General features: G+C 32.1%; 23 protein-coding genes. 9 read left to right on the top strand and 14 right to left on the bottom strand.

The annotated features are described in order from the left end of the window. Nucleotides 1-39 precede the first annotated feature (39 nt). Nucleotides 40-375, top strand: a complete 336-nt coding sequence (locus LQ189_RS14835; RefSeq protein WP_230158258.1) for a hypothetical protein — start codon at nucleotides 40-42, stop codon at nucleotides 373-375. A gap of 14 nt (nucleotides 376-389) precedes the next feature. After that, nucleotides 390-746 (top strand): hypothetical protein, encoded by a 357-nt coding sequence (locus LQ189_RS14830; protein ID WP_230158256.1) that lies wholly within the window; start codon nucleotides 390-392, stop codon nucleotides 744-746. Between the two features lie 210 nt (nucleotides 747-956). On the opposite strand, the gene LQ189_RS14825 is transcribed toward LQ189_RS14830, so the two are convergent. After that, nucleotides 957-3,071: a glycoside hydrolase family 97 protein gene (locus LQ189_RS14825; protein ID WP_230158254.1), complete on the bottom strand. Its 2,115-nt coding sequence runs from the start codon at nucleotides 3,069-3,071 to the stop codon at nucleotides 957-959. A gap of 307 nt (nucleotides 3,072-3,378) precedes the next feature. Here LQ189_RS14825 and hflX point away from each other — a divergent pair, with 307 nt between their 5' ends. From hflX to LQ189_RS14795, 6 genes are all read left to right on the top strand, one after another. After that, nucleotides 3,379-4,635, top strand: a complete 1,257-nt coding sequence (gene hflX, locus LQ189_RS14820) for a GTPase HflX (RefSeq protein ID WP_230158243.1) — start codon at nucleotides 3,379-3,381, stop codon at nucleotides 4,633-4,635. Nucleotides 4,636-5,013: 378 nt separating this feature from the next. Then, nucleotides 5,014-5,733 carry a hypothetical protein gene (locus tag LQ189_RS14815; RefSeq protein ID WP_230158235.1) on the top strand — a complete coding sequence of 240 codons (720 nt, stop codon included), beginning with the start codon at nucleotides 5,014-5,016 and terminating at the stop codon, nucleotides 5,731-5,733. Nucleotides 5,734-5,917: 184 nt separating this feature from the next. Beyond that, a complete protein-coding gene (locus LQ189_RS14810) occupies nucleotides 5,918-6,616 on the top strand; it encodes a redoxin domain-containing protein (protein WP_230158233.1) in 699 nt (232 codons plus the stop codon). 432 nt (nucleotides 6,617-7,048) lie between these two features. Beyond that, nucleotides 7,049-7,663, top strand: a complete 615-nt coding sequence (locus LQ189_RS14805) for a hypothetical protein (protein ID WP_230158232.1) — start codon at nucleotides 7,049-7,051, stop codon at nucleotides 7,661-7,663. Between the two features lie 174 nt (nucleotides 7,664-7,837). Then, a complete protein-coding gene (locus LQ189_RS14800; RefSeq protein WP_230158230.1) occupies nucleotides 7,838-8,419 on the top strand; it encodes an OmpW family outer membrane protein in 582 nt (193 codons plus the stop codon). 96 nt (nucleotides 8,420-8,515) lie between these two features. After that, on the top strand, nucleotides 8,516-9,196 hold the full coding sequence (locus LQ189_RS14795) for a TlpA disulfide reductase family protein (RefSeq protein ID WP_230158228.1): 681 nt from the start codon (nucleotides 8,516-8,518) through the stop codon (nucleotides 9,194-9,196). Between the two features lie 72 nt (nucleotides 9,197-9,268). Here the strand turns inward: LQ189_RS14795 and LQ189_RS14790 are convergent, their stop codons facing one another. Beyond that, nucleotides 9,269-10,783, bottom strand: a complete 1,515-nt coding sequence (locus tag LQ189_RS14790; protein WP_230158226.1) for a S8 family serine peptidase — start codon at nucleotides 10,781-10,783, stop codon at nucleotides 9,269-9,271. A 393-nt stretch (nucleotides 10,784-11,176) separates the two neighbouring features. Between LQ189_RS14790 and LQ189_RS14785 the strand changes: the two genes are divergently transcribed. Then, on the top strand, nucleotides 11,177-11,347 hold the full coding sequence (locus LQ189_RS14785) for a hypothetical protein (protein WP_230158224.1): 171 nt from the start codon (nucleotides 11,177-11,179) through the stop codon (nucleotides 11,345-11,347). A gap of 127 nt (nucleotides 11,348-11,474) precedes the next feature. On the opposite strand, the gene LQ189_RS14780 is transcribed toward LQ189_RS14785, so the two are convergent. The 12 genes from LQ189_RS14780 to LQ189_RS14725 all read right to left on the bottom strand — a co-directional run bounded on the left by LQ189_RS14780 (nucleotide 11,475) and on the right by LQ189_RS14725 (nucleotide 24,641). Continuing rightward, complete coding sequence (locus LQ189_RS14780; RefSeq protein ID WP_230158222.1) at nucleotides 11,475-12,326, bottom strand: DUF3078 domain-containing protein; 852 nt, start codon at nucleotides 12,324-12,326, stop codon at nucleotides 11,475-11,477. 1,282 nt (nucleotides 12,327-13,608) lie between these two features. Continuing rightward, nucleotides 13,609-14,202, bottom strand: a complete 594-nt coding sequence (locus LQ189_RS14775; protein ID WP_230158220.1) for a hypothetical protein — start codon at nucleotides 14,200-14,202, stop codon at nucleotides 13,609-13,611. 7 nt (nucleotides 14,203-14,209) lie between these two features. Continuing rightward, on the bottom strand, nucleotides 14,210-14,401 hold the full coding sequence (locus tag LQ189_RS14770; RefSeq protein WP_230158215.1) for a hypothetical protein: 192 nt from the start codon (nucleotides 14,399-14,401) through the stop codon (nucleotides 14,210-14,212). A 293-nt stretch (nucleotides 14,402-14,694) separates the two neighbouring features. Further along, a complete protein-coding gene (locus tag LQ189_RS14765; RefSeq protein ID WP_230158213.1) occupies nucleotides 14,695-15,261 on the bottom strand; it encodes a DUF6705 family protein in 567 nt (188 codons plus the stop codon). A gap of 20 nt (nucleotides 15,262-15,281) precedes the next feature. After that, on the bottom strand, nucleotides 15,282-16,490 hold the full coding sequence (locus tag LQ189_RS14760) for a hypothetical protein (protein WP_230158212.1): 1,209 nt from the start codon (nucleotides 16,488-16,490) through the stop codon (nucleotides 15,282-15,284). 473 nt (nucleotides 16,491-16,963) lie between these two features. Continuing rightward, nucleotides 16,964-17,416 (bottom strand): hypothetical protein, encoded by a 453-nt coding sequence (locus tag LQ189_RS14755; RefSeq protein ID WP_230158211.1) that lies wholly within the window; start codon nucleotides 17,414-17,416, stop codon nucleotides 16,964-16,966. 246 nt (nucleotides 17,417-17,662) lie between these two features. After that, nucleotides 17,663-18,274 carry a hypothetical protein gene (locus LQ189_RS14750; RefSeq protein WP_230158209.1) on the bottom strand — a complete coding sequence of 204 codons (612 nt, stop codon included), beginning with the start codon at nucleotides 18,272-18,274 and terminating at the stop codon, nucleotides 17,663-17,665. Between the two features lie 129 nt (nucleotides 18,275-18,403). Beyond that, nucleotides 18,404-19,003: a hypothetical protein gene (locus LQ189_RS14745; protein WP_230158207.1), complete on the bottom strand. Its 600-nt coding sequence runs from the start codon at nucleotides 19,001-19,003 to the stop codon at nucleotides 18,404-18,406. Nucleotides 19,004-19,016: 13 nt separating this feature from the next. Continuing rightward, complete coding sequence (locus tag LQ189_RS14740; protein ID WP_230158205.1) at nucleotides 19,017-20,303, bottom strand: hypothetical protein; 1,287 nt, start codon at nucleotides 20,301-20,303, stop codon at nucleotides 19,017-19,019. Between the two features lie 371 nt (nucleotides 20,304-20,674). Further along, complete coding sequence (locus tag LQ189_RS14735; RefSeq protein ID WP_230158203.1) at nucleotides 20,675-21,067, bottom strand: hypothetical protein; 393 nt, start codon at nucleotides 21,065-21,067, stop codon at nucleotides 20,675-20,677. An 11-nt stretch (nucleotides 21,068-21,078) separates the two neighbouring features. Beyond that, a complete protein-coding gene (locus LQ189_RS14730) occupies nucleotides 21,079-22,950 on the bottom strand; it encodes a M1 family metallopeptidase (protein ID WP_230158201.1) in 1,872 nt (623 codons plus the stop codon). Between the two features lie 62 nt (nucleotides 22,951-23,012). Beyond that, on the bottom strand, nucleotides 23,013-24,641 hold the full coding sequence (locus LQ189_RS14725) for a S8 family peptidase (protein ID WP_230158194.1): 1,629 nt from the start codon (nucleotides 24,639-24,641) through the stop codon (nucleotides 23,013-23,015). Nucleotides 24,642-24,663 lie beyond the last annotated feature (22 nt).

Here is a 24,663-nt window from a genome sequence, read left to right as displayed (position 1 = left end):
GAAATACCAAACTCTTACAATTGATTTGCTAAACTAAACTTGACAAAATTCCTTCCTTGGAATTTTGAAACTGAAATAAATCTAAAATCATCGATTAATGAACAGTTTAGAATTGAGTGTGAGCAAAATCGACAAGTAATAACTTTTGGACGCAGACAAGATATTGACACATTTGCGGGCATTGAAATTGTTAATGGTAAATTGACTGAAAAAATTATAGTTTTTCATCCCTCTTTTCAACAAAATGTAAAAGGTTGGAATATAATAGAATCAGAATTTTCAGATTTTTTCGAGTTTATGCAAAAACTTGTTTTACCTGAAATGAAAGAGTGGTTTCAAGATGATGATGTTGATGATTATATTGAAACCAAATAAATTGAAAAATTAAAATGTGTAAAGATTGCTTTGAAGAACAATATTATAGTTTTCCTTCACAAACTGAATTTGAAAAGTTCGAGGAAGTTTTAGACTTAAAATGTAGGTTAGGAAAAATTAAAATATTGGAATCAAAAAATGAAGTTGAAAATGAGCTAATTGATTTCATAATGTGTTATAAATGTGAAACTTGTGAAGAAAAGTTTATTATGTCAATTCCTGATAATGCATGGAGAGGATATTTTTTAACAGAGCTTAATGCAATTGAATATCATCAAAAGATAAAAGAATCAGATAAAAAGAGACAAAAAGTATGTTTATTTATTTTTGTTTTAATAATCGTACTAACTATTTACGGAATTACAAAATAAAACTTGCGGCTAAAAGGCGCTTGGCAAGATTGCAAATTTTGTACTAAATTCACGTTTACATTTCGCAATAATTTTTCTCATTAACAGAAAAAAATTGGTTTCGAAGTTCGTGAACTCCTCAAGCGCTAGAACGACGCAACTGCAAACAACTTGATACACAAAAGGCTGTCCCTCAAGACAGCCTTTTCATATTTAATAATTACTTGATTACTATTTAATCTCTATAATACTTATGGCATATCCACCACCCGGAGCAGCAAGTACATCTAGTTTAGAAGCGTTAGTAACTTTAACTTTTTTAATAGTATAGGCTTGAGGATTGGTTTTATAATGTGCGTTTTTAGCATCAGCATAAACAGTAGCTTCATAGGTTTTTCCTTTATCTAAAAAATCAAATTTTAGTGTTGCCGTTCTAGGAGTTTCGCCATTAACATTACCCACAAACCAGTTGTTTGTTCCTTTGGCTTTACGTGCAACAGTAACGTATTGTCCAGGTTCTGCTTCAAGGTATTTGCTATCAGACCAATCTACAGCCACATCTTTAATAAACTGAAACGCATCTGGAAAACGGTCGTAATTTTCTGGTGTATCAGCCGCCATTTGCAGCGGGCTGTACATAGTCACATACAAAGCTAACTGATTGGCAAGTGTACTATTGACATGAGAATTATTGTCTTTATTCAACTTGCTCAAGTCCATTTCAAATATTCCGGGAGTGTAATCCATTGGTCCGCCAATTAAGCGTGTAAATGGTAAAACCGTTACGTGGTTTGGCTTTGATCCTCCAAAAGATTGGTATTCTGTTCCTCTTGCTGCTTCGTTACCTATTAAGTTAGGGTAGGTTCTCGCAATTCCTGTTGGTCGTACCGCTTCGTGAGCATTCACCATAATTTTATAATCGGCTGCTTTTTCAATGGCGTATTGGTAATGATTGATCATGAATTGGTTGTAATGATTGCCACCGTTTTCAATAATATCCCCAACATAGCCACTTTTTACAGCATCGTATCCGTTATCTTTCATGAATTGGTATGCTTTGTCTAGGTGGCGTTCGTAATTGCGCACTGAACCTGAAGTTTCGTGGTGCATGATCATTTTCACACCTTTTTCTTTAGCATACGCTTGCAAACCTTTTACATCAAAATCAGGATAAGGCGTCACAAAATCAAAAACATAATCTTTTAAATGACCAAACCAGTCTTCCCAACCTTCGTTCCATCCTTCAACTAACACGCCGTCAAAACCATGTTTAGCAGCAAAATCAATGTATTTTTTTACGTTGGCATTGGTGGCGCCATGTTTTCCGTTTGGTTTTACTTTTGAGAAATCAGTAACACCCAATTGAACAGTCGGCAATTCATCGGTGTAAGCCCAAGAACTTTTTCCAGTAATCATTTCCCACCAAACACCCACGTATTTCACAGGCTTAATCCAAGAAGTATCTTCAATTTTGTTGGGCTCGTTGAGGTTCAATGTCATTTTAGAGGCTAGTATTTCTCTTGCATCATCACTAACAATGATGGTTCTCCATGGCGAATGTTGAGGCGCTTGCATATAGCCTTTATCACCTTTTGCATCTGGAGTTAACCACGATTCAAAAATCATATTTTTATCATCAAGGTTCAAGTGCATACAAGAATAATTGATCAACGCCGCCTCATGAAGATTGATGTACAATCCGTCAGTTGTTTTTAGCATTAATGAAGTTTGAACTCCAGTGTTCGAAAATGATTTTTGAGAAACATTTGCAGTTGTAGCTTTTTCTGTCAACCCTCTAATTTCAGAAAGTTTAGAGGTGGTAAAATCATATTCTTGTGTATCATAATCGCCCGGAATCCAGAATGCAGTATGATCGCCAGTCATGGCAAACTGGCTTCTTTCTTCTTTGATTACAAAATAAGTTAGGTTTTTTTGCGAAGGAAATTCATAACGAAAACCCAAACCGTCATTGAACAAACGAAAACGAATAATCATTTTACGTTCTGTTTCTTTTTGGTTTAAAGTAACTGCTAGTTCGTTGTAATTATTTGTTATGGTGGCAACTTCGCCCCAAACAGGCTGCCAATTTTCGTTTACAGTGCTTGTTTTTTGGTCAACAACCGTAAAATCATTCAGTAATGATTTCTTGTCATTTTTCAACTCAAGGCCCAATTTACTGGTTTTAATTACCGCTTTATTTTTATAGGCTAAGGTATAGGTTGGTGTTCCATCGGTTTGTAAGGCAAATTCCATTAGCATTTTTCCGTTTGGAGATTGCAACTGTTGTGCTTGTACCGAGCCTAAAAACCATAGACAAAGAACTGTTGTAAAAAAGAATTGCTTCATTTTTAAAAATGTATTTCAAGTTAATGTTATGTTTAAAAATTTGTCGCAAGCCATAACGCAGCCGCAATCACAATTTTTAAACCCTTAAAAACAAAAGTAATCTCTTTTTTATTATTTCAAGTACAAATTTGCTTAATCTAAACTCGAGTGAAAGTATGTTCTTAGGAATGCCAATTTCTTTTCTAGGAAAGTTACCTTTTGGCTTGACCGCAAAAAAACTATCATTATTCACGGCAAATACATTTTTATAAACCCATAGCTTCATAAGTCGCTTACAAATCCGTAAATTTGTAGCTTATTCAATAACATGTTAGAAAAAGAAGTAATCAATTTCGAAAAAACCGCTTTAGTTGGTATCGTAACTCAAAATCAAAGTGAAGAAAAGTTAAACGAATACCTAGACGAATTAGAGTTTTTAACCTACACCGCTGGTGGAGAGGTAATCAAGCGCTTTTCGCAAAAAATGGAGCGCCCTAATCCCAAAACGTTTGTTGGTACCGGAAAAATAGAAGAAATTCACCTTTTTGTAAAAGAAAATGGGATTTCGACCCTAGTTTTTGACGACGAATTATCGCCGTCGCAACAAAAAAATATATCTAAGATTATCACCGAATGTAAAATTCTAGACCGTACCCACCTTATTCTAGATATTTTTGCACAACGTGCCGAAACATCTTATGCTCGTACCCAAGTGGAACTAGCGCAATGTATTTATATGTTGCCACGTTTGTCAGGATTATGGACGCACTTAGAACGCCAAAAAGGGGGAATTGGAATGCGTGGACCGGGTGAAACCGAGATTGAAACCGACCGTCGTATTGTGCGTGATCGCATCTCGTTACTCAAAGACAAAATCAAAACCATTGATAAACAAATGGGCGTGCAACGCAGCAACCGTGGTGCTATGGTTCGTGTGGCGCTAGTTGGGTATACCAATGTTGGGAAATCTACTTTGATGAATGCCGTGGGTAAAAGTGATGTTTTTGTAGAGAACAAACTCTTTGCAACGCTAGATACTACCGTGCGCAAAGTGGTTATCAAAAACTTACCTTTCCTGCTTTCGGATACCGTAGGATTCATCAGAAAATTGCCTACGCAGTTGGTTGATTCCTTCAAAAGTACACTTGATGAGGTACGCGAGGCCGATTTATTGCTGCACGTAGTAGATATTTCGCACCCAGATTTTGAAGATCATATCGAGTCGGTAAATCAAACCTTGCAAGATATCAAGGCACATGACAAACCCGTAATTATGGTGTTCAATAAAATTGACGCTTACAAACCGCTAGTCATTGACGAGGACGATTTGATGACCGAAAAAACCCCAAGACACTTCACGCTAGAGGAATGGAAAGCCACCTGGATGAGTAGAGTAGGAGAGCAAAATGCACTGTTTATATCGGCCACACACAAAGAAAATTTCGAAGAATTCAGAGAACGCGTGTACGAGTCTGTGCGCCAGATACACATCACCCGTTTTCCATACAACAAGTTTTTGTATCCAGATTACAATGACGCCATCGAGAAAGACGAGGAACAAGAACATGAAACCGAAATAGAATAATCGTTTCACAACCTTATACCACATCCCTTTTGAATTTCAAGAGGGATTTTTTTTGGGCATGCCCCAGCTTTCACTAGCGTTGCAGCTGCGTCAGGCTGTTCGCTATATCTTTTTATATATTTTAGGCTACTAGCTTTTTAAATGCTAGTAGCCTAAAATGTATAAAAAGGATGCCGCTTCCATCCTTCATGCGGGGCTTGGTGGTAATTATTGATGTTTAGGATTTTTAGACTATTTGTAAGAAAAAATTAATATATTTGAGAATCAAAACAACGTAAATGTCATCCAACTTTTAATTCAAAATTTGGAGTTATTTGGTTGAATTTGCAGCAAGTGACGTATTAGTTGTCCATAATACTACAAAAAAATAGAGATTATATGAAGTTAAAAACAAAATATGTATTCTTTTTTATCTTTTTAATTCATTGTTGTACAGGGTTCTGTCAAAAAAATCAATTTATCCCAAAAGATTTTATTGAAACAATACCACCAAAATTTGAGAGTGAGGAATGGTATAAATTAAATAATTCTCACAATGAATTTGGTGTAAAGTTTCGCAACGGAAAAATTGAAATTGAAAAAACTAAAGAAAAGAATAAATGCTCACTTAAAATTAAAGATGGAACACTTGTGGGAATGGATGGTGGAGAATTTGGGGGTCAATTAATTTTTGTACCAGATGATAAAACTAAGAACACAATAAAAATTAATAAAGGAAATGTAAAATATATTTTCAATTATAAGGGCAAAAATTATTTCATTCTTGGATATGCTCATATGGGTACTAGTGAAGGTGCACTATATGAACTTGAAAGAAAAAACAAAGGTTTTACATTTAAACTGCTTTTGGATTTTGGAGATGCTCCTCAAGCATTTACGATATACAAAGACAAATTTCTAGTTGCTACATATGGTAGTTTTTTTACAATCCAGAATTTCAAAAAAGAGCTGGTTTTTGAAAAAATATTTTGGAATGGTTTATATCCTAACTCAATTGCCGTAGTTGATGATAAAAATGTATTCGTTGGAATAAGAAGTGGAATAGTGAAAATTGATTTAAAAGAAAAATCCTTTAAATTTTATAAATATGCGAAGTAAAAAGCATTGTTATAAGAGTTAAATCAGATTTGGTCAATCGGCTTTGAAACTGAGATTATTTACTTCGGCTATCGTTATCGCTCAAGTAATAATCTGAAAATAGGGTTAAGTTTTGTAGTAAAATTGGGATAGAAGTAGAACTTTTGGCGCTATTGAGTAAATAATTCGCAAATAAAATGATAAGATGAAAAGAAGTATTAAGATATTAATTTTAGGCACTCTCATATTCACATTATCGTGTAATGATAGTCGTAAACAAACCTCAAAAAAATATATTCGAGAGTTAAAAAATAATGATATCAAGAATGAGGATTTGTTATATAATACTAAACCTGAAGATATCTTAAAGGATTTTATGACATGGTATAATTACCATTATTATAATATTCATTTAGCACAAGACTTTATCGCTTTAGATACAAATTCTACAGTTTTAAATAAGACCCAATTTTTGGATAAGTTACTTACTGGTAATTTTATAACTATAAAAACAGCTTTAAAAGACGGTATTCCAACTTATAAGTTATTTATGCCTGCTGTTAAATATCCTGAAATTGTTTCCGTAATTATGCAATCAGTTTCATCTGAGATTTCAAATTATAAAATGGAAGGCAAGAGTCTACCCGATTTTAACTTTACTGATTTGAACGGAGTTGGGTATAGCAAGAAATCAACAAAGGGTAAAATTATTATTCTAAAATGTTGGTTTATTCATTGTAAAGCTTGTGTACAAGAATTTCCCGAACTAAATCAATTAGTAGATAAATTTAAGCAAAACAAGAATATCATATTCCTAAGTTTGGCAAGTGATAATAAAAAAGAGTTAATTGATTTTCTTAAAAAAAGCCTTTTAACTATGCCGTTATTCCTAATCTGGATATGAAGTACATGGAGCAGTACTTGGGCGCTCGTCAGTATCCTACACATCTTTTTGTTGATGAAAATGGTACAATTCAAAAAGTTGTAAATTCGGTCGATGATTTAATTGTATTTTTAAGAAAGGTTAATTTAGAAAAGGTATCCAAATAAAACTAAAAAGCATTCAGGTTCAGCCTAAAAAAATGATTTTATATTTTAGATGGTTTGCTTCATGTATCAGTTATTGCTCAGAAGAGAAATCTAAGAGATGCGATTTGCTTTAGTTGCAAGCCAGGACTAACGATTTTTCAATTTGTGAGTATATAATTTTTATAAATGATTACAAAAAAACAGTTAACATTTACTGAGGTAATATTTCGATTTGTTGTATCAGTAAATGTTTTAGAAACTGGTGACTCAATACATTTAAATAAGTAAATCATTATTATAATATTTTGTGAGAGATAAACAAACCCAAAAGAAAAGTGAAAGGAGAAAAATCAAGAACAGAGAAAAGAAAATAGAGCAAATACATTACCCTCTTTTAATTTTCGCTATGATTTTTTGTGTTATAAATTTAGGTTTTTTTGAAAGTAAAACCATTGGAGGTGACTACAGATACGTGATCTATATATTTTTATTACCGATAATTATTGGAATGCTATTTTTTGGAATTTATAGAAAAGAATTCTTAGTCAGAAAATTTATAAGTTTTAAAGAAATACATTTCAAAATTTATGTGATTTGTTTTTATTTTTTACAAGGCGTTTTAATTTCATATTTAAGCTTTGGTCAAGTCACAAGTGTAATTTGGAATTATATAAATGTGAATGAAGCAGAAAGAAATCCAGCTGAGGTAGTAATTTGTAAAGTCACAAGTTTTTACACGAATAGAAATCCTCATATAAGTTTTGATTTTAAAGGTCAAACTGAAACTTTTGATGTTAGTTCTGAAATGAATAAAGAAATCTACAATCGCGATCCAAAAAATTATGAACTTGAAATAACAATACAAAAAGGAATATGGAACTATTTTATAGTTAAACATTGGAAGTTAAAAAGGATTCATTGAAATAGGGATCATTTCAATTTGAAATTTATTAACATATTTTAAAAAATAAACACAACAAAAAATAAGTAGATATAAAGCAAAATGAATTTTTTTGTAGTTCATATCTTCTATATTTGTGTGCTCAATAATAGATGTTAAACCAACTAACATAAAACAAAATTTAAAAATTGCAATATGAAACAAAATTTACTTTTGACTTTGATTTTTATCTTATCAATGAAATCTTTTTCGCAGGATTCAAAACTTAGTTTAGAATTGCATTATCCTCTAACGATGGGTCAAAATTTTATTAGTAAAAACTACAGTGGAATTGTGGATATTGGAGCTAAATATAAATTTTCTGAGTTAAAGAACATTAATATTGGTGCATCTTTAAACGGCGGAATTTTATCAAATAATACTAATGATAATAACGGAGATCAGGATTTTAGAGTTAATTCATATCTTATTCAACCAAGAATTTTTAGTGAATTGAAGATAGAATCAGTACCTAAAATACGCCCATTTATTGGTATTGGTTATACTTTTATGGTTTTTAAAGCAACTGGAACTAATAATGGATTTGATGTTTCAACTTCAAATAACACAGAAAGTGGTATTAATGCAAATTTTGGAGTTGCTTATGACATTACAAGTAAAATATTTTTAGATCTTCAGTTTGATTATGTAAAATTAAATGTCGGCAATGAAGTTCCTAAAACGGCATTCAATACAAATGTAAATCTATTAAAAGTTGGTCTAGGTTTAAGATTGTAAAGGAGCTACTAAACTAGAAGTCGTTACAAGTTTTTCAAAAATATTAATTCAAAATAATTTATAATCAATATCCCTAACTTAAAAACCCGTACCAATATGAAAAACGTACTAAAAGTTGCCATTGCATTACTATTGACTGTTAATGTAAATTGTTTTGCTCAAAAAGTATATTATGTAGTAAATGGAGAAGATATGATGAGCGACACCAACTACAAAGTTTACAAAGACAATAAGGCGAAAAACGGAAAACTTGAAGAAGTCAATTTAAAGACTATTGAAAAAAAGGATTCCATTGTAAACTACATAAGACTTACGGATTTGGCGGTTACGCCTGACGGCTTTGATCCTTGGGGAGATACAAAAAAGTTTATTGGAACAAAATTTCAAATTGAGCAATATGCTGACAATGACCAAAAAAATTTCAAGAAAGATTATCTAGAGGGAAAACCAACTTACATTAATTTTTGGTTCACCAGATGCCCTCCTTGCATTGAAGAACTTCCGCTATTAAATCAATTAAAAGAAAACTTCAAAGATAAGGTCAACTTTATCAGCATTACCTTTGATGACTTGGCAGCTGTTGAGGTGTTTTTAAAAAAGCACAAGTTTGATTATAAACATATTACTAATTCAGGTAAACAGATAGAAAAACTTAAAATTGATGCCTATCCAACAAGCCTAATTTTGGATAAAAATGGAGTTATTAAAGTTGTAACCCCCGAAATAACATCAGCTGAAATGAAGGACATAGAAACTACTCTTACGACTTTATTATAAATTCAAAATTATTGAACATAAAACAAAACCACTTAATCGTTTCAGCATTAAGTGGTTTTATTTTTTTACAGTTTATTGAACGGCTTTTAAAGCATCAATGTTTCCGTGACCAAAATCAGGATTTTTTGTTGGGTAATATCTTGAGGATTGCTTCATTTTTGTGAGTACTTGATCTCGTGTCCAAGTTGGATTTTTGGCCCAAACTAATGCTGCAATTCCTGCAGTAGTAGCAGTAGCTACTGATGAACCTCCCACATAATCAGATTGATTGTCGTAGTAACTTGTTACAGGAACTGTGTTTCCTCCTGCTGCTCTTTGCATGGCAATGGTAAAATCAATTTTATCTCCCGTGTGGCAAACATCACATTTTTGATAAGTTGTCCCTTCTTTAACGCCAGTTACAGCTACTGCTTCGGACATCCAAGCTGGGAAAATAACTCCAACAAAAGTGGTGAATGTTGTAGAAGTTCCTCCAGCGCAAAATATCAATTTGCCTCGGCTGTGAGCGTATTTTACACCATCAGAAATTTTTCCTACCGAAAATATGTATCCCATAGACATAGATATAATTTTTACATTCGGGTTATTACCTAAACCAGTAAAGGCATCTTTAACGCCATTTTGTTCGTGGTAGCCTTCCAGTAATACGTTTTCTGCCGCTCTGTAAGTAATTAAGTTGGCATTATAGGCAACCCCAACAGGCAATCCTTTATCATTTCTAGGTGCAGCCGCAGCCGATGCCATGCTGGTTCCGTGTCCGCATAAATCACTAGGACCATCTGTGGTGCTGCTCCACGGCCAAATAGAATCTACAAATGTTCCAAATTTTTGAATAGTACGACCAGTTGATAAACCGTTGTTAAAACTAGAGCCTAGTAAAGTTTGGTTTGGTGACGTACCAGTATCTATAACACCTATTGTAATTCCTCGTCCGGTGCTTACATTCCAAGCCGATGGAATATTATGCTGGTAAAATGCCCAAGGCACCTTTGCATTAGGAGTGACTGTAGTAAAATCTGCCGTGTTTAAAGTTGAAGCTTCAAATCCACAACCTGAACTCGTACTAGAGCTTGTTTTCCCATTTTGATTTTTAGAGGTTTCGCCTAGAAAGCGGTAATCAGCAGGCTCAACGTATCTAACAAATTTGGTTTGTCTTAAGGCAATAACGGTTTCTTGTTTGGTGATTACAACATCCATAAGATTTAAATAGGCATCCGATGCAACTAAAATATCCTTGATTTCTTTCCCTTCATACTTAGAAATAAGTTGCAGTAATTCCTCTTGCATTTTTTGATTGTTATATGATTTACTTCTATCAAAATCTGTTTCGGAACTTCCAAAACCAATTGTGATTAAGTTTTGTCCTTGCAAAGCAGCACTCCAAATCATTTGACTCGTCATTTCACTCCAATGAAACTGCTTGTTTGAAGATAAAATTTGATTAATGGTAGTGTTAATTTGTGTTGTGGTTAATGGATCTTTTTGCAAAGGATTTACCGCAACGGTTTGGTTTTCGCTTTCATCTCTGCTACAGGAGGTGAACACAATAGCGGTTACGAGTACTAATCTAAAAAGTTTAAATGTCATATTAGTTTATTTTTGGTTAATAGATTGTGAATATAGCATTATTTTGTTATTAATTTTACTAAATAACTCTATTTTAGTTGAATAGCACAACTGTTAGTCTGTTTATCTCTCATTTTGTACGAGGATACATTCTTTTGAAATAAAAATCTAAGTTGTTGTAAGCAGGCAATATAGCTTAATAGCGCGTTTGTAATGATATTTTGGTCACTATGGATAGCAACTTTTAAAAACATAAATGTTTCCATCGAACTGAATTTTAATTTCCAACTTTTTTTGTAGTTAAAATCAGTTATATTTATTGGATTATTTTTGAAGATGACGAGCTGCGTTAAAGGAAGTTTGCAAAAGAAGGATTTTATTTTCAACCCAAATAAACACTCTAAAAGTAATAGAATGAAAGAAATAGAAACTAAAATTAGTACAATAATAAAAAAGCTGAACACTATGAATGCACAAGGAAAAATACAAGTGCAGTACAAGATTTTAGCTGTTTTACTGTGTGTAATGGTAATTTTTCAATTAGGGAAATGTTTTGGAGAACTTATTTTTTATATCAATAATTAATGGCAAAAGCTTAAAAATAACTCACTACCATTTTATATTTGTTAATACTGCCCAAGATTAGTTGCGCAAAAAAAAAAACAGCCTTTTAGAAATATCCAAAAGGCTGTTTTTATATTATAGGGTTCAATTACAACCCGTAGTTTACACCTAAACCAAATAATTGTCCTACTTGTACGCCTCTTATGGCATTGTCATCATAAATGGCTTGTACCGCAATATTTGCTGATAAGTACTTATTGATTTTCATCACCACATTCAATTGGTAATCAAAATCAACATTTTGTGGATCATCAAGATAATTAGAATATAAATTCAAACGGTTTTCAATAGACACATTGGTCATGACATTTACTTTGTAGTAAGCAGAAACACTAGCTCCAAACTCAAAACGAGAATTATCTCCTTGAAGCACACCAAATGACGGTCCAAATTCTGTGAAATGATCGTGTACAAATATGGCTTTTGCTGCAGCAGGTGCAATATTAACGCTTAAATTTTCGTTCTTTTTCCAAAGCATACCTGGACCCATCTGGAAATAAGCTGGAGAAAAGAAATGTGATATTCTAAGTCCACTTTTATTATCTAGACCAGTGTCCATTTGAGTCTTAAAATTAAAGTAAGCCGAGTAGAACCAGTTTCCAGACGCTTTTTTACCCCACAAAGAATTAATTTCTAAACGGTCATCTGTTTTAGCGGTACGTTCGTTACCTTTTATTTTACTTAATCCGTATGCCAATATGAATTTATTATCCCAAACGACATCATTTTTTTTATAATTGAAATCGTAGTTCAAACCAAAATTCCCAGCAATGTTTGAGGTTCCTCCACCTAGCCATTCTTTATTGTATGAAGATTGACTAAACAGTAAAGAAACGTTTCCTTTTCTTGTCCAAGCTTTGGTAGAATCCTTAGGCGTTTCTTGAGCGTTTACAACTGATAACGCAAAAATAAATACAAGTGTAAGTAGTGTTTTTTTCATATTATTAAGTTTATATCCACAAATGTATATAAAAAAATAATACCACTATTATACTTAAATACCTGTAAACAAGTATTGTATGTTATAATTAGATTGTAAAAAATGCTTGGGTGCCTAGAATAAATATGATTAAAATGACCGTTTTCAAGATTTAGTTCTTGTAAATTAATTTACTGTAAATCAATTTATTATATTTTTTAAATGGATTTTTTTATCTCTATACTTGAATTTAAAATAGTGATTTCTATCTCAAAAAGTGTGATAAATTTTAACTAAAAAAAGCACATTTTATTTTTTAGATAAAATACTCATATTTCCGACAAGGAACATAAAAACTATTTTTTAAACCTACAGAAAAGAGGAAATTGTTGTGGTAAAAAGATTTTGAATTGTTAAAATGGATTTTTTTATTGACTTTATACAACGGTAATGCTTATCAGGCTTCGCTATACATATTCGCACAAGAGACTTTAAATAATGGGTCTCTAAAATATAAACTTAAAATGAGTATATCTAATAAGCTAAAGCGGATTAATTATAAGTTATTGATTTAGTTTTTTTAAAATTTAAATGTATTTTTAAATCGTTTTTTCTATTCATCTCGTTGCCAAAGTTTTTTGGCTTTCATAAAAAATATTCTTCACATTAAAGTTAATTAATAAACCTATTGAGGTATTGAATTTATTCATATAGGGTAGTATTGCACCTTGTTAACTTGAAAACCTCATATTGAAATACTAATTTTCTCTACATGCAAAAATTAATATAGGTATTTACTTTATCTATATACTTATTAGGAAATAGAGATAACTACAGGTTGTATTTTATTACATTAAAAAACGCCACAAAATTGATGTTTTGCGGCTTTTTTTTGTTTATTTGTCAAACTTGTCAACCTATTTTAGGACTACTCAAAGTCCCGCCCGTAAACACAAACTTGTACGAAAGTCTACTTTTAATTTGTTTTCACTGTTTCGTTAACACCATACCATTTACAGGCAGCAATTGTTCTGCCAATATTAATCCTGGGCAACTGTCCTCTGTCATAAGAAATTTTTCAGGCATCAAAGTTAAAGACATCTCAGTATTGTTTATTTAATTTTTTAACTTCCATATTAAAAATTTCACAAGATAAATAACACTACTTACAATAATAACAAGTAAAGGAATGTAAAAATAACTTACTAAATAAAAAGTATCTCCTATACAAAAATTGAAATAATACTGATAAAAGTAAAAATATATAAAAGCTATCACGCAAATTACAAGAAATGTAAAAAATTTAATTTTCATGGTCTTTAATTATTACGTTATTAAAATATGCGTTAAACATATTAAAATGACCAAATGTTGAATCTTGAAAACTAACATTTGGAATTATAATGTTACATAATTCTTTAGGAAATTTTTTATACAAAAACTTATTTTCGATTATAGTCTCAATATCCAAAATTAACCCCGTTAATTTCCTAGTTTCTCTCTTCTCTTTCTCCAATTCTTCGATTTGTGATTTTGAAAACCATAATTCAATCATTCCTTTTTGAACATTAATTAAATAATAAGGAATTAAGACACTTAAATATATTGATATTGTATAGAGTTCGCCATTCTCAATTATATTTAAATTAAAAGTAAAACATCTATCTTCCCAATCAAATAAAGATAAATCTTTAAAATTTTTTAATGTTATATCTTTTCCAAAACTATCAATTATACTTGTTCTGAAAATTTGGCTTTTTTCAGAATCAAAGTCAACAATTATCTCCTTTAATCTTTTATATTCCTCTGTCACAAAATATTCCTCTTTTTGAGTATAAGCACATATATTCTGAGGATAGAAAAGATATACTAAATTGGTTAAAATTTTATCGATCATATTATAGTTAATTGCAATTTCCTGCTGTAAATGGGTTCGTCTTATATTCAGTTGCCACAATATTTTCAGTTGCATTAAAATTTACTCTTCCTCCAGGAATATACAACGGATAATTATGTTTTAACCTTTCTTGAAAATATAGCATTAGCGTTAAGTCTGATGTTCTACTACTTCCATATTTATCAATAACATCTTGCATTGACTTTTGCAGAGCTCTCGGAGCTGACGTGAGCGTCCCGCTCGTGAACACAAATTAAATCATAATATACCTCTCAAAAAAACGACTTATTGTCACATACTGCAATCATAGTGCTAATTGGTAATCATCACGAGCGGGACGCTCGCGCCAGCTAGGGTTTTTTCATTTGTAAAACTTGTCAACCTATTTTAGGACTACTCATGGCAATCATCACGAGCGGGACGTTCGCGTCAGCCGGGGGACTACTCAGGTTGTCTTTTACTAAAATAGGTTTAAATAAAAGTGTAAAAATTTTATTCTTTACTCAAAATAATTTGTTCATGCGGGATAATTTGAGCTGCCCTGCCATTTGGACACTCCTCGGATGAAATTATAATTTGTTCAGGTTCAAGAAATAAAGTCATTTTGGTTTTATTACTACCTTTAAGCCAATCTATGAATATCGTACCTGTTTGTCCGCATTTTGCATTTTTACCACCGTAAGTTAATGCATAAGTAGTTTGTTCTAAATAATATCCTTGAATAAGATAGGGGTTGAGATCAGGTAAAGATCTTGTATCTTCCAAAATATATCCATTAGTATTTGTTATTAGATAACGAATAATAAGTATATCCTCTTTAATATTTGAACGAATATCAGTGAATTTTGAAATAGTGAAAGAATATATTTTATCACCATGCACTCCTTTCCAAGTACCAGTAAAAATATCTAATTTATGATTAACATCTTTTATATAAGAACCCGCAGGGAAACTTGTACTTGAAACCATGTAATCAATTACTTTTTCAACAGGAATAATTGTTTGAGCTTTACATTGTAAATTGAATGATATTAATAATAGTATAACTATATTTTTCATGTTTTTTATTTTTTGTGTTTTTATTTGCATGGTATATTACTTAATTTATTGTTATCTAGTGTTATTTTAATAGTAGAGTTATCACTGTTGATTTCATATAAATCTATTCCCTTAATACCAATATTATCCTCTAAAAACTTTAAAAAGCCTAACTTCTTGTCGTTACCATTATCTTTTATACTTTTAAGGTATTTATCATTTAAAACTGAAATATCAAAATCTATTTTTACATCAGTAATGTTACCAGAAAATCTTAGCTGATAAACAGCAGAACTAGAAATCATTGTATTATAAACATCTTCAATTGGCGCATTATTTTTTTTAGTGTTGTTTAAAAACTCTAAAAATTGCACAACATCTTTGGGTGAAAAAATCGGTATTGGTACCAGCATGATTGGAGTTCCATTTTCTCGTAACCTACCACTTGGATAAGGATCTTGATGAGTATGCATACTCCCAATAAAATTGGTACCACTAGGCATGTTTAACTCATTAGAATTTGTTGCGGCTAACAGATCAATAAAAGTACCATCTTTTTTTTGAACAATACCAGCTTCATTCTTATCGGCAGTTTTACCTTTTAAAGCGTCAATTTTTGCTTTAATTGCGACATTGTCAATTTGTGCTTTTATTTGATCACAGGGGGTTTTCTCTTCTTCAACCACAGGTTCAGCCCCGGTATACCCGCCACCGCCACCAGATTTTAACCAATAATAATCCTCAAGATCTGAGACTGATTTATTACGATCTATCATAGGTACAAAATTATAACTTGTTTTTTTGAAGTTATTGATAACTATTACTTCATGCAAACCGAAAGGCTCTTCACCAAATGAATTAGAAGATTTACTTGTTGCATCTTTTTTTATAGGAAGAAGATCAATTACATAGTTGTTGTTTTTTAACTTGTAAGCTCTAATAAAATCACCATTTAGTCTCTTCATAATGATGATGCCTGTAAATGAATTTATAGTAGAGGATTCACTTGCATACTCATTGTAAACAATTGATTCAATGGTGTTGTCTACTTTCCACAATATTACACGTGTTTTCTTATCTTTTATATCAGATTGCGCAGGAATCACTGTTATTAAAGCCTCTTTATGCGACGTTTTTTCATGCGTGATTCTTTCAAAATCAAAAACTAAGGGAACGTTTGTACTTTTTGATTTAGTACCATTCAGTCCATTACTGTTTTGTAAAAACTGAATCGCTTCTTGTTTTGACACCGTTTTAATGGTGGTCTCATTCTGCATTAAGGCTTCTTCTGTACTACACGATTGCATAATACAAAATGTAATGCTCATGAAAAATAAAACGATGCTTCGCCTTATTTCAATTGTTTGTTTGTTTGTTTGTTTGTTTGTTTGTTTGTTTTCAAATTTTTAAAATTTAAAGTTAGTTATAATTACATTACGCTTGTTAAAAATTACAGTAGGGTTATACTAAGTAACGACTTCTATAAAATCTTAACAACATATTTTTTCAAAGCTAAAACATTAGTTTCACTCCATTTTACGGTTTTTATGTTAAAATTTTACGGTTTTTTGAGATTTTAAATCTGGATTTAATCTGTTTTCAATGGTTCCTGGTGTTTGAAAAGATAGAAAAAATAAGTGATTTAGGTTGATTGAAGCATAAAAAAATGCCGCAAGATTGATGTTTTGCGGCGTTTTTTATTTTCTACTTTTTAGATAAAAAATCATTTATGCATTGTTTCATCAGATCGAGAGTTATTTAAATTCCCTCCTCCACCTTTTGTAAGGTTAAATAGAATAATTATTTCTGATTTTTTGTTTAGTATGAATGGCAACGTCAATGATTTGTTGAACTGCACGTAAAATAATTGTTCACCAGAGTTCAATTTAATTCTTTCACTATGAATTTCAGTCTTGCTTTCTGTGGATTGCGTTACTTCTATTTTATCGGGATTTTTAATATACTCGTCTCGAACAGTTTTTAAAAAAAATAAACATAGATCCTTTTGTTTTTGAGTATAGTTAATTCTCTTTTTCAAAATTTGTTCTAAAGGTATCGATTCATCTACAAGTTCAAGAGTAAAATCCCTTACTATATTTTCATCTCTTTGTGAATTATAATAAATCAAAACAATTGACATTACAATTAACAATACAATTAGAAGTGTTTTTTTCATAAATTTTTAATTACAAGTACCTTTATTACTAGTTGCATTAGCTTCTGTTGTTTGTGGTTGATATTTTGTTTGGTTAAATATTATATCCCAGCTGACGCGTGCGTACCACTCGTGAACACAGACTAAATCTTAATATGCCTTTAAAAAAAAGACTTATTGTAACAAACTGTAATCATTGCTTGTTGGTAATCATCACGTGCGGGACGCTCGCGCCAGCCGGGGGCTTGTTGCTCTCTTGAATTCACACTAATTTAAAACATTAGTTGAACCCTTGTGAGTCACAATCCATTTATATTTTACTTTTTTCATTATCACAATAATTGTCTTCGCCGCTCCTATTAGCAATTTATGTACTGTAAAAACAACATATTTGTTGTTTTGATAATAAATAGGTTCGGAAAAACCATATACTTCAATATCACCTCTATTATATTTCTCAACCATAAGTTCGATCCCTTTATCAGTATTCATACTTTCTAAAACAACTTTTTCAAACCTAAAGTTATCTTTTTTCCAAAAGTCATCTTTGCACCAAATCCTTTTACCCTGCAAACATTTATTTTTATATTTGGTCTTCATTATTTCGAAGTCTTTCTTATCGTACAGAGTATCATCTCCTTTACCATTTCCATCAGCATCAATAATCATTATGTCGTTTAAACCAAATATTTTCAAAGTTTCATTTGAATTGATTTTCTCTCTAGCAACAAATATAACTTGAGTTGTATCTTTATAGATTTTTTCAAAATAATCATTGATAGCCCTATTTTTTTCTTTTTGTGACTGTGAAAATAATGACTGTGAGAGAGTAGAAAAAAAGAGTAGCGTAATAATTGTAAATAGATAATATTTTTTCATAACTGTATTATTTAATTACAAGGTTTGCCAATGGCATCTGATGAGTATACTCCTATTGTACCTGCAACTAATCTATTTGTTATTCGCTTCCTTTCTTCACTACCTAGGGCAAAATTTATTGAACTCACATTAATTAATAACATTAGGGTCATCGTAAATTTCTTTTATTCTCCAACTTCCCTCTTTATTTTCCATTAATATGGCTTTTTGCATTGGATGAGTAGAATACTTACCTAAAGTAAATGTTTTAAAAAATAAAAGTGCAAATTCCTTATCTGCCGTGATTATGGGCTTTGAAAAAGTAATACCTTCATCTCCAAAATACCTTAACGAAAGACGGCTTTTAAATTGTCTAATCGCTTTCGTATTTGCTAATTTTAATTTCGACCCCTGAAAATCATTTTTACGCCATCGTTGACTTATCGTATCTTTTTTATATTTTTCTTTTAATTTAATTATTCCTACAGAGTCAATAGGCCAAATAAAAGGAGGATTGGACTCTGGTCGGATTCTTATCATGTCACCCAAGCGAATATTTCTATCTTGATACGCTTTTTCATAACACTCTAATGATAACAATGTTTGTAAAGGTTCCTTCACTACAACTTTAATATAAGGTGATTTAATAAGCTGATTCTTTAAAAAATCATTTACTACTTTTTTTTCTATTTTGGATGTTGAGCAAGATATTAATAGTATGGTGCTAATTAAACTTATTGTAATCTTCATAGTATTTATAATTTTAATTACAAGGACTGCCTTTTGGAGTAGCATCCCCTTTAGGAATATTAAGATCTTCTGAGTAACGAGTATTTTCAATTCGAACTCTGTCTAAACTACCTTTTGGAAATCTATCGTTAAAATATTGTAAATCTACCATAGTTGACATTGCAAGATCTTCATAAAATTGTGTAGATAAACCAGGTTTAAATTCTTGTAAAATTGCCGCCATTTTTGGAACAAAATTGTCAAACATTTGTGCATGCTGTTCATCTATCGTTCCAGTGTAATTTTTTGAAACGAATTTTTCAAATAAACAATCAAAACTATCATATGCACAAACATTTCCATTGTTGTGAAAATCGTCAAACAAAGCGAAGAAATGAGCATGAATTAACTCATGAACAATTACAGCTGCTACAGCTAAATCGGTAGGAGGCTTTTGATAATTAGCCGTTCCTTTCGTGTAAGAATCACTTACAGTTATAAGATAATTATTCTTACTAATCCATTTAGTATCCGCCGTTGCTACAGAACTATTTAATGGTCCTGAAACCATTTTTATATTATATGTCCCATTCTCTGGTATCCCAAATTTTTCAAAAATACTTGCAATGTCATTTTGTGACAATGTTTTTAGTTTATCCAAAACTTCTTTTGTACAAGGATCCAACTCACTATCATCAATTTTATCTTCAAAATCCACCTCTTCTTCAACAGGTTCAGCCCCGGTATACCCGCCACCACCACCAGATTTTAACCAATAATAATCCTCAACATCTGAGACTGATTTATTACGATCTATCATAGGTACAAAATTATAACTTGTTTTTTTGAAGTTATTGATAACTATTACTTCATGCAAACCGATAGGCTCTTCACCAAATGAATTAGAAGATTTACTTGTTGCATCTTTTTTTATAGGAAGAAGATCAATTACATAGTCGTTGTTTTTTAACTTGTAAGCTCTAACAAAATCACCATTTAGTCTCTTAATAATGATGATGCCTGTGAATGAATTTATAGTAGAGGATGCACTTGCATACTCATTGTAAACAATTGATTCAATGGCGTTGTCTACTTTCCACAATATTACACGCGTTTTCTTACCTTTTATATCAGATTGCGCAGGAATCACTGTTATTAAAGCCTCTTTATGCGACGTTTTTTCTTGTGTGATTTTTTCAAAATCATAAACTAAGGGAACGTTTGTACTTTTTGATTTATTACCATTCAGTCCATTACTGTTTTGTAAAAACTGAATCGCTTCTTGTTTTGACACCGTTTTAATGGTGGTCTCATTCTGCATTAAGCTTCTTCTGTACTACACGATTGCATAATACAAAATGTAATGCTCATGAAAAATAAAACGATGCTTCGCCTTATTTCAATTGTTTGTTTGTTTGTTTGTTTTCAAATTTTTAAAATTTAAAGTTAGTTATAATTACATTACGTTTGTTAAAAAATTACAGAAGGGTTATACTAAGTAACGATTCCTAAAAAATCTTAACAACATATTTTTTCAAAGCTAAAACATTAGTTTCACTCCATTTTACGGTTTTTATGTTAAAATTTTACGGTTTTTTGAGGGATGTGAACTCTAGATTAACTACTTTCTTGATGGTTGATGTGTCTGTAAAATGCCGCAAAATTGATGTTTTGCGGCATTAAAAGAATGGGTTATTTTTGATGTTTAGTGAGTATTGTGTTGATCTGTTTACAATCGGATGCAGAGTGTACTTCTAGCAAATCTCTTGTTTTTCCGTTTTTCAACGTTAGAAAATATTTTTTTCTACCAAAGGAAACACGTTCCTCAATTCCTATTATTTGATTTAAAGGAATATTTTCTGTAGCCGTTTTTTTGAAATAATAGAGATACAATCCTATGGCGGTTACCATGCCTAAAACCAACCAAATCAATTTCATAAATCCAAAAGCAACTTGAGCATTGGATAAATTTAAGATTGCATTGACAAAAGTCACGATCAGTAACAATCGTACTATAAGAAAATGGCTCTTCAAACCGTCTTTAATTTCAAGCGAAGCAGTTGCTTCATTGTATTTGAATTTCATGTAAAAATTAACTACTGTTTAAAAACGTTATTCTCTTTTTTAATATCAGCCATTAAACTGCTAGGGTCAATCGTAATACTTTTTATAGCTGATTTTGCTTTAGGAACATTCAACTCGTAAGTTGGGTATGCCCAAGCCCAATCAGAAAGTACGGTTCTTTTAATTGCCGGATACGGATTTTCTTTCTCAAAACTCATCATGCGCAAAGGCACATAAAAACTTTCTGTAGTACCATCAGTGTATTCAACAAGCAAATCAATTGGCATTGGCATTCTACCAATTCGTTCTAAAATTACTTTAGTTTGACCTGCATTCTCGGTTACTTCTTTAATTCCGTAATCAATAGTGTTGGTTGTTTGTGTCCAATCTGTTAAATACCAATCTAAGTTAGCACCTGAAACTCTTTCAGCTGTTCTTTTAATATCATTCGGCGTAGGATGCTTAAATTTGAAATCGCTATAATACTTTTTCAAAGTCTTCATCAAATTGTCTTTCCCAATCAAATAGACTAATTGTGTCAAGAAAAGTTCTCCTTTACTGTACGAACTAATACTGTACACTCTGTTCTCATCAAAACGATCAGCGTGCGTTCCTTGAGGCAATTCTTTACCAGAATTTACCATTGAAAAATATCCTGTGTAGCCACCTGCAAATGGGTTTTGTGCTTTTTTCTCTGCAACTTCGTTCATTCCTAGGTCTTCTAAGAAAGATGTAAATCCTTCGTCCATCCAGCCGTGTTTAGATTCGTTGGAGGCCAATACGTGTTGGAACCAAGAGTGCGCCATTTCGTGAGCTGTTACGCCCAACAATCCTTCAAATTTTCCTTGACCCAAAATCAAAGTACACATGGCATACTCCATTCCGCCATCGCCACCTTGAATTACCGAATATTGTTTGTATGGATAATCGCCCACTGTTTTATTGTAAAACTCCATCAATTTTACAGTCAACGGCTGTAAATTTTTCCAGTTTTCAATGTATTGCGGATTGTTTTTGTATAAAAAATGAATGTCAACACCGTTTGGACCTTTGGCAATATCATGAATATAGTTTTTGTCAGCTGCCCAAGTAAAGTCGTGAACCATTGGTGCTTTAAAATGCCAAGTTAGTGTTTTTGCTTTTTTAGGAATGGAAACCACTGCGCCTTGATCTTGGTAACCGTGACCAATTTCATTTGGATTTTGTAAGTAACCCGTTCCACCTAAAACATAATTTTTATCAATCGTAATTTTTACATCAAAATCGCCCCAAACACCATGAAATTCTCTAGCAATATATGGATCTGCGTGCCAACCTTCAAAATCAAATTCGGCAAGTTTTGGATACCATTGTGCCATTGACAATTCAACACCCTCAGCATTATTGCGTCCTGAACGACGGATTTGCACTGGAACTTGACCGTCAAAATCTAGTGTAAAAGTAGTTTTTGAATTGGGTAGCATTGGCTTAGCCAAAGTAACTTCAAGTATAGTTCCTACTTCTTTAGCAGATGCAGTAACACCATCTTGCTTAAAATTCGTTACGTGTAAAAAACCAATTTCGTTAGGCTTTAAGTTTTTGATACGGCTTTCTTTAATTTCTTTGTCACCTACTTTAACTTTAGATACCATTCTGCCATCAGGATCTTTAATGTTTTGAATGCGTACATCCATTTCGCTACCTGGCTGAAAAGCATTGTTAAACAAGTGGTAATATACTTTTCTAAGTGTATCCTGAGAGTTATTAGTATACACTAACTCTTGTGTGCCTTTGTATGTATACGTTGATACATCCATGGTAACCGCCATTTTATAGTCAACATGTTGTTGCCAATAATTTGAATTTTGTGCCCATAAATTACCAAAGCTAGACACTAAGATGGTGCATAAAAGTAGTTTTTTCATATTTAGTTAAAATAAAAATGGAAGGACAATTTGTCCTTCCATAAAATTAAGTTTTTTATAATTTATTTTGACATTTTCTCTGCCATTAATAAAGCGTTGTATGCATTTACAATTTTACCTGATTTTGATAATGTTGAAAACGAACGTTTGTCAGTTGCTTTTCCTCCAACAATAACTTCGGTAGTAATAGCTACACCAGATTCCATTAAGATTTGTTTTACTTGTTTAGCCGATAATTTTGGATAGTACGAACGAATCAATGCTGCAACTCCTGCAGTGTTTGGCGCAGCCATTGAGGTACCCTGCAAATATTGGTATTCGTTGTTTGGAGTAGTCGCATAGATTTTTACACCTGGTGCAAAAACATCTACATTCAGTTTCCCAATGTTTGAAAAACGTGCCACAACTTTGTCTCCGTATTCAAAATTTAATGCTCCAATAGTAATTACATTATCCGCAAACTCTTTTACTTTATCTTCAGAGTCATTTGGAAAATTCTCAGCAAAATCGATGTCTTTTGCGTCATTTCCTGCTGCATGTACAAACAATACATCTTTTTTCTCAGCATATTTTAAAGCATCATAAACCCATTGTCTGTGTGGTGAAAAGCTTTTTCCAAAACTTCCGTTGATTACTTTAGCACCATTATCAACAGCATAACGAATCCCTAATGCAATGTCTTTATCGTACTCATCTCCGTCTGGAACGGCACGAACGGTTAAAATTTGAACGTTGTTAGCCACTCCATCTCCTCCTAAACTATTGTTTCTAGACTGTGCTACAATTCCTGCTACGTGCGTTCCGTGCAAAATTTCGTTTTTGTCTGGACCCATCACATTATTGTTACCATATTTAGTATCGTTAATGTCGTTAGGATTATCGCCTACAACTTTACGGTAATCTGTTTTAAGATTGTCACCATTAAGAAGTGCCTCTTGAGCGTCTCTTTGTTTTTGAACCGCTACCTTAAGTTCAGCAACTGGTAAGCCATACCCTAACATTTGTATCATTGTTGCTTTACTTTTAAGCAAGTCTTGATCCTGAGTGTCTATTGCCTTTACTTCATCAACAGTATATACCGTTTTACCTAAATGTTTTGTAACTGTGGCATCACTTGATGTTAATGATTCAATCATTTCTGAAGAGCGCTTCTTTACTGTAGCTGCATCAGCAACTTTTTTATCATTTAAAGCCTTAGCTTCTAGGTATGTTTTTTCATCCACCAATGATTTATCCTTGATGATTCTTTCATATTCCAAATTCTCCTTTGTAATGTCTCCCAAGAAATTCCAACCATGAATGTCATCGATGTAACCATTCTTGTCGTCATCTATACCGTTACCTGCTATTTCTTTGGCATTAGTCCAAAGCACTGATTTTAAATCTTCGTGCTCGATATCTACACCCGAATCAACTATACCTACAATAACAGGTACACCTTTTTTATCTTTCAATAATTCAGCGTATGCTCTGTCAACACTCATTCCAGGAATGGTATCTGTTACTATATCCAGGTGACTCCAACGTTTTAAATCATTTTCAGTAAGCGCCGCCTTCTTTTTTACATTTAAAGGTGCACTAATGGTAACTAAATTAGAAGTTGAAGCACTTGAAACTTGCTTTGCTGCTCCACAACCTACCAATGCTAAAAAAGCAAAAGCAGAAATGTAAATGGGTTTAATGGTATTCATTTGTTTGTTTTTGTTAATTTTT

The organism is Flavobacterium sp. CECT 9288, assembly GCF_918731615.1.
GTDB lineage: Bacteria > Bacteroidota > Bacteroidia > Flavobacteriales > Flavobacteriaceae > Flavobacterium.
The sequence above is the reverse complement of the archived record's forward strand: the minus strand, read 5'-3'. Positions and strand labels throughout refer to the sequence as shown.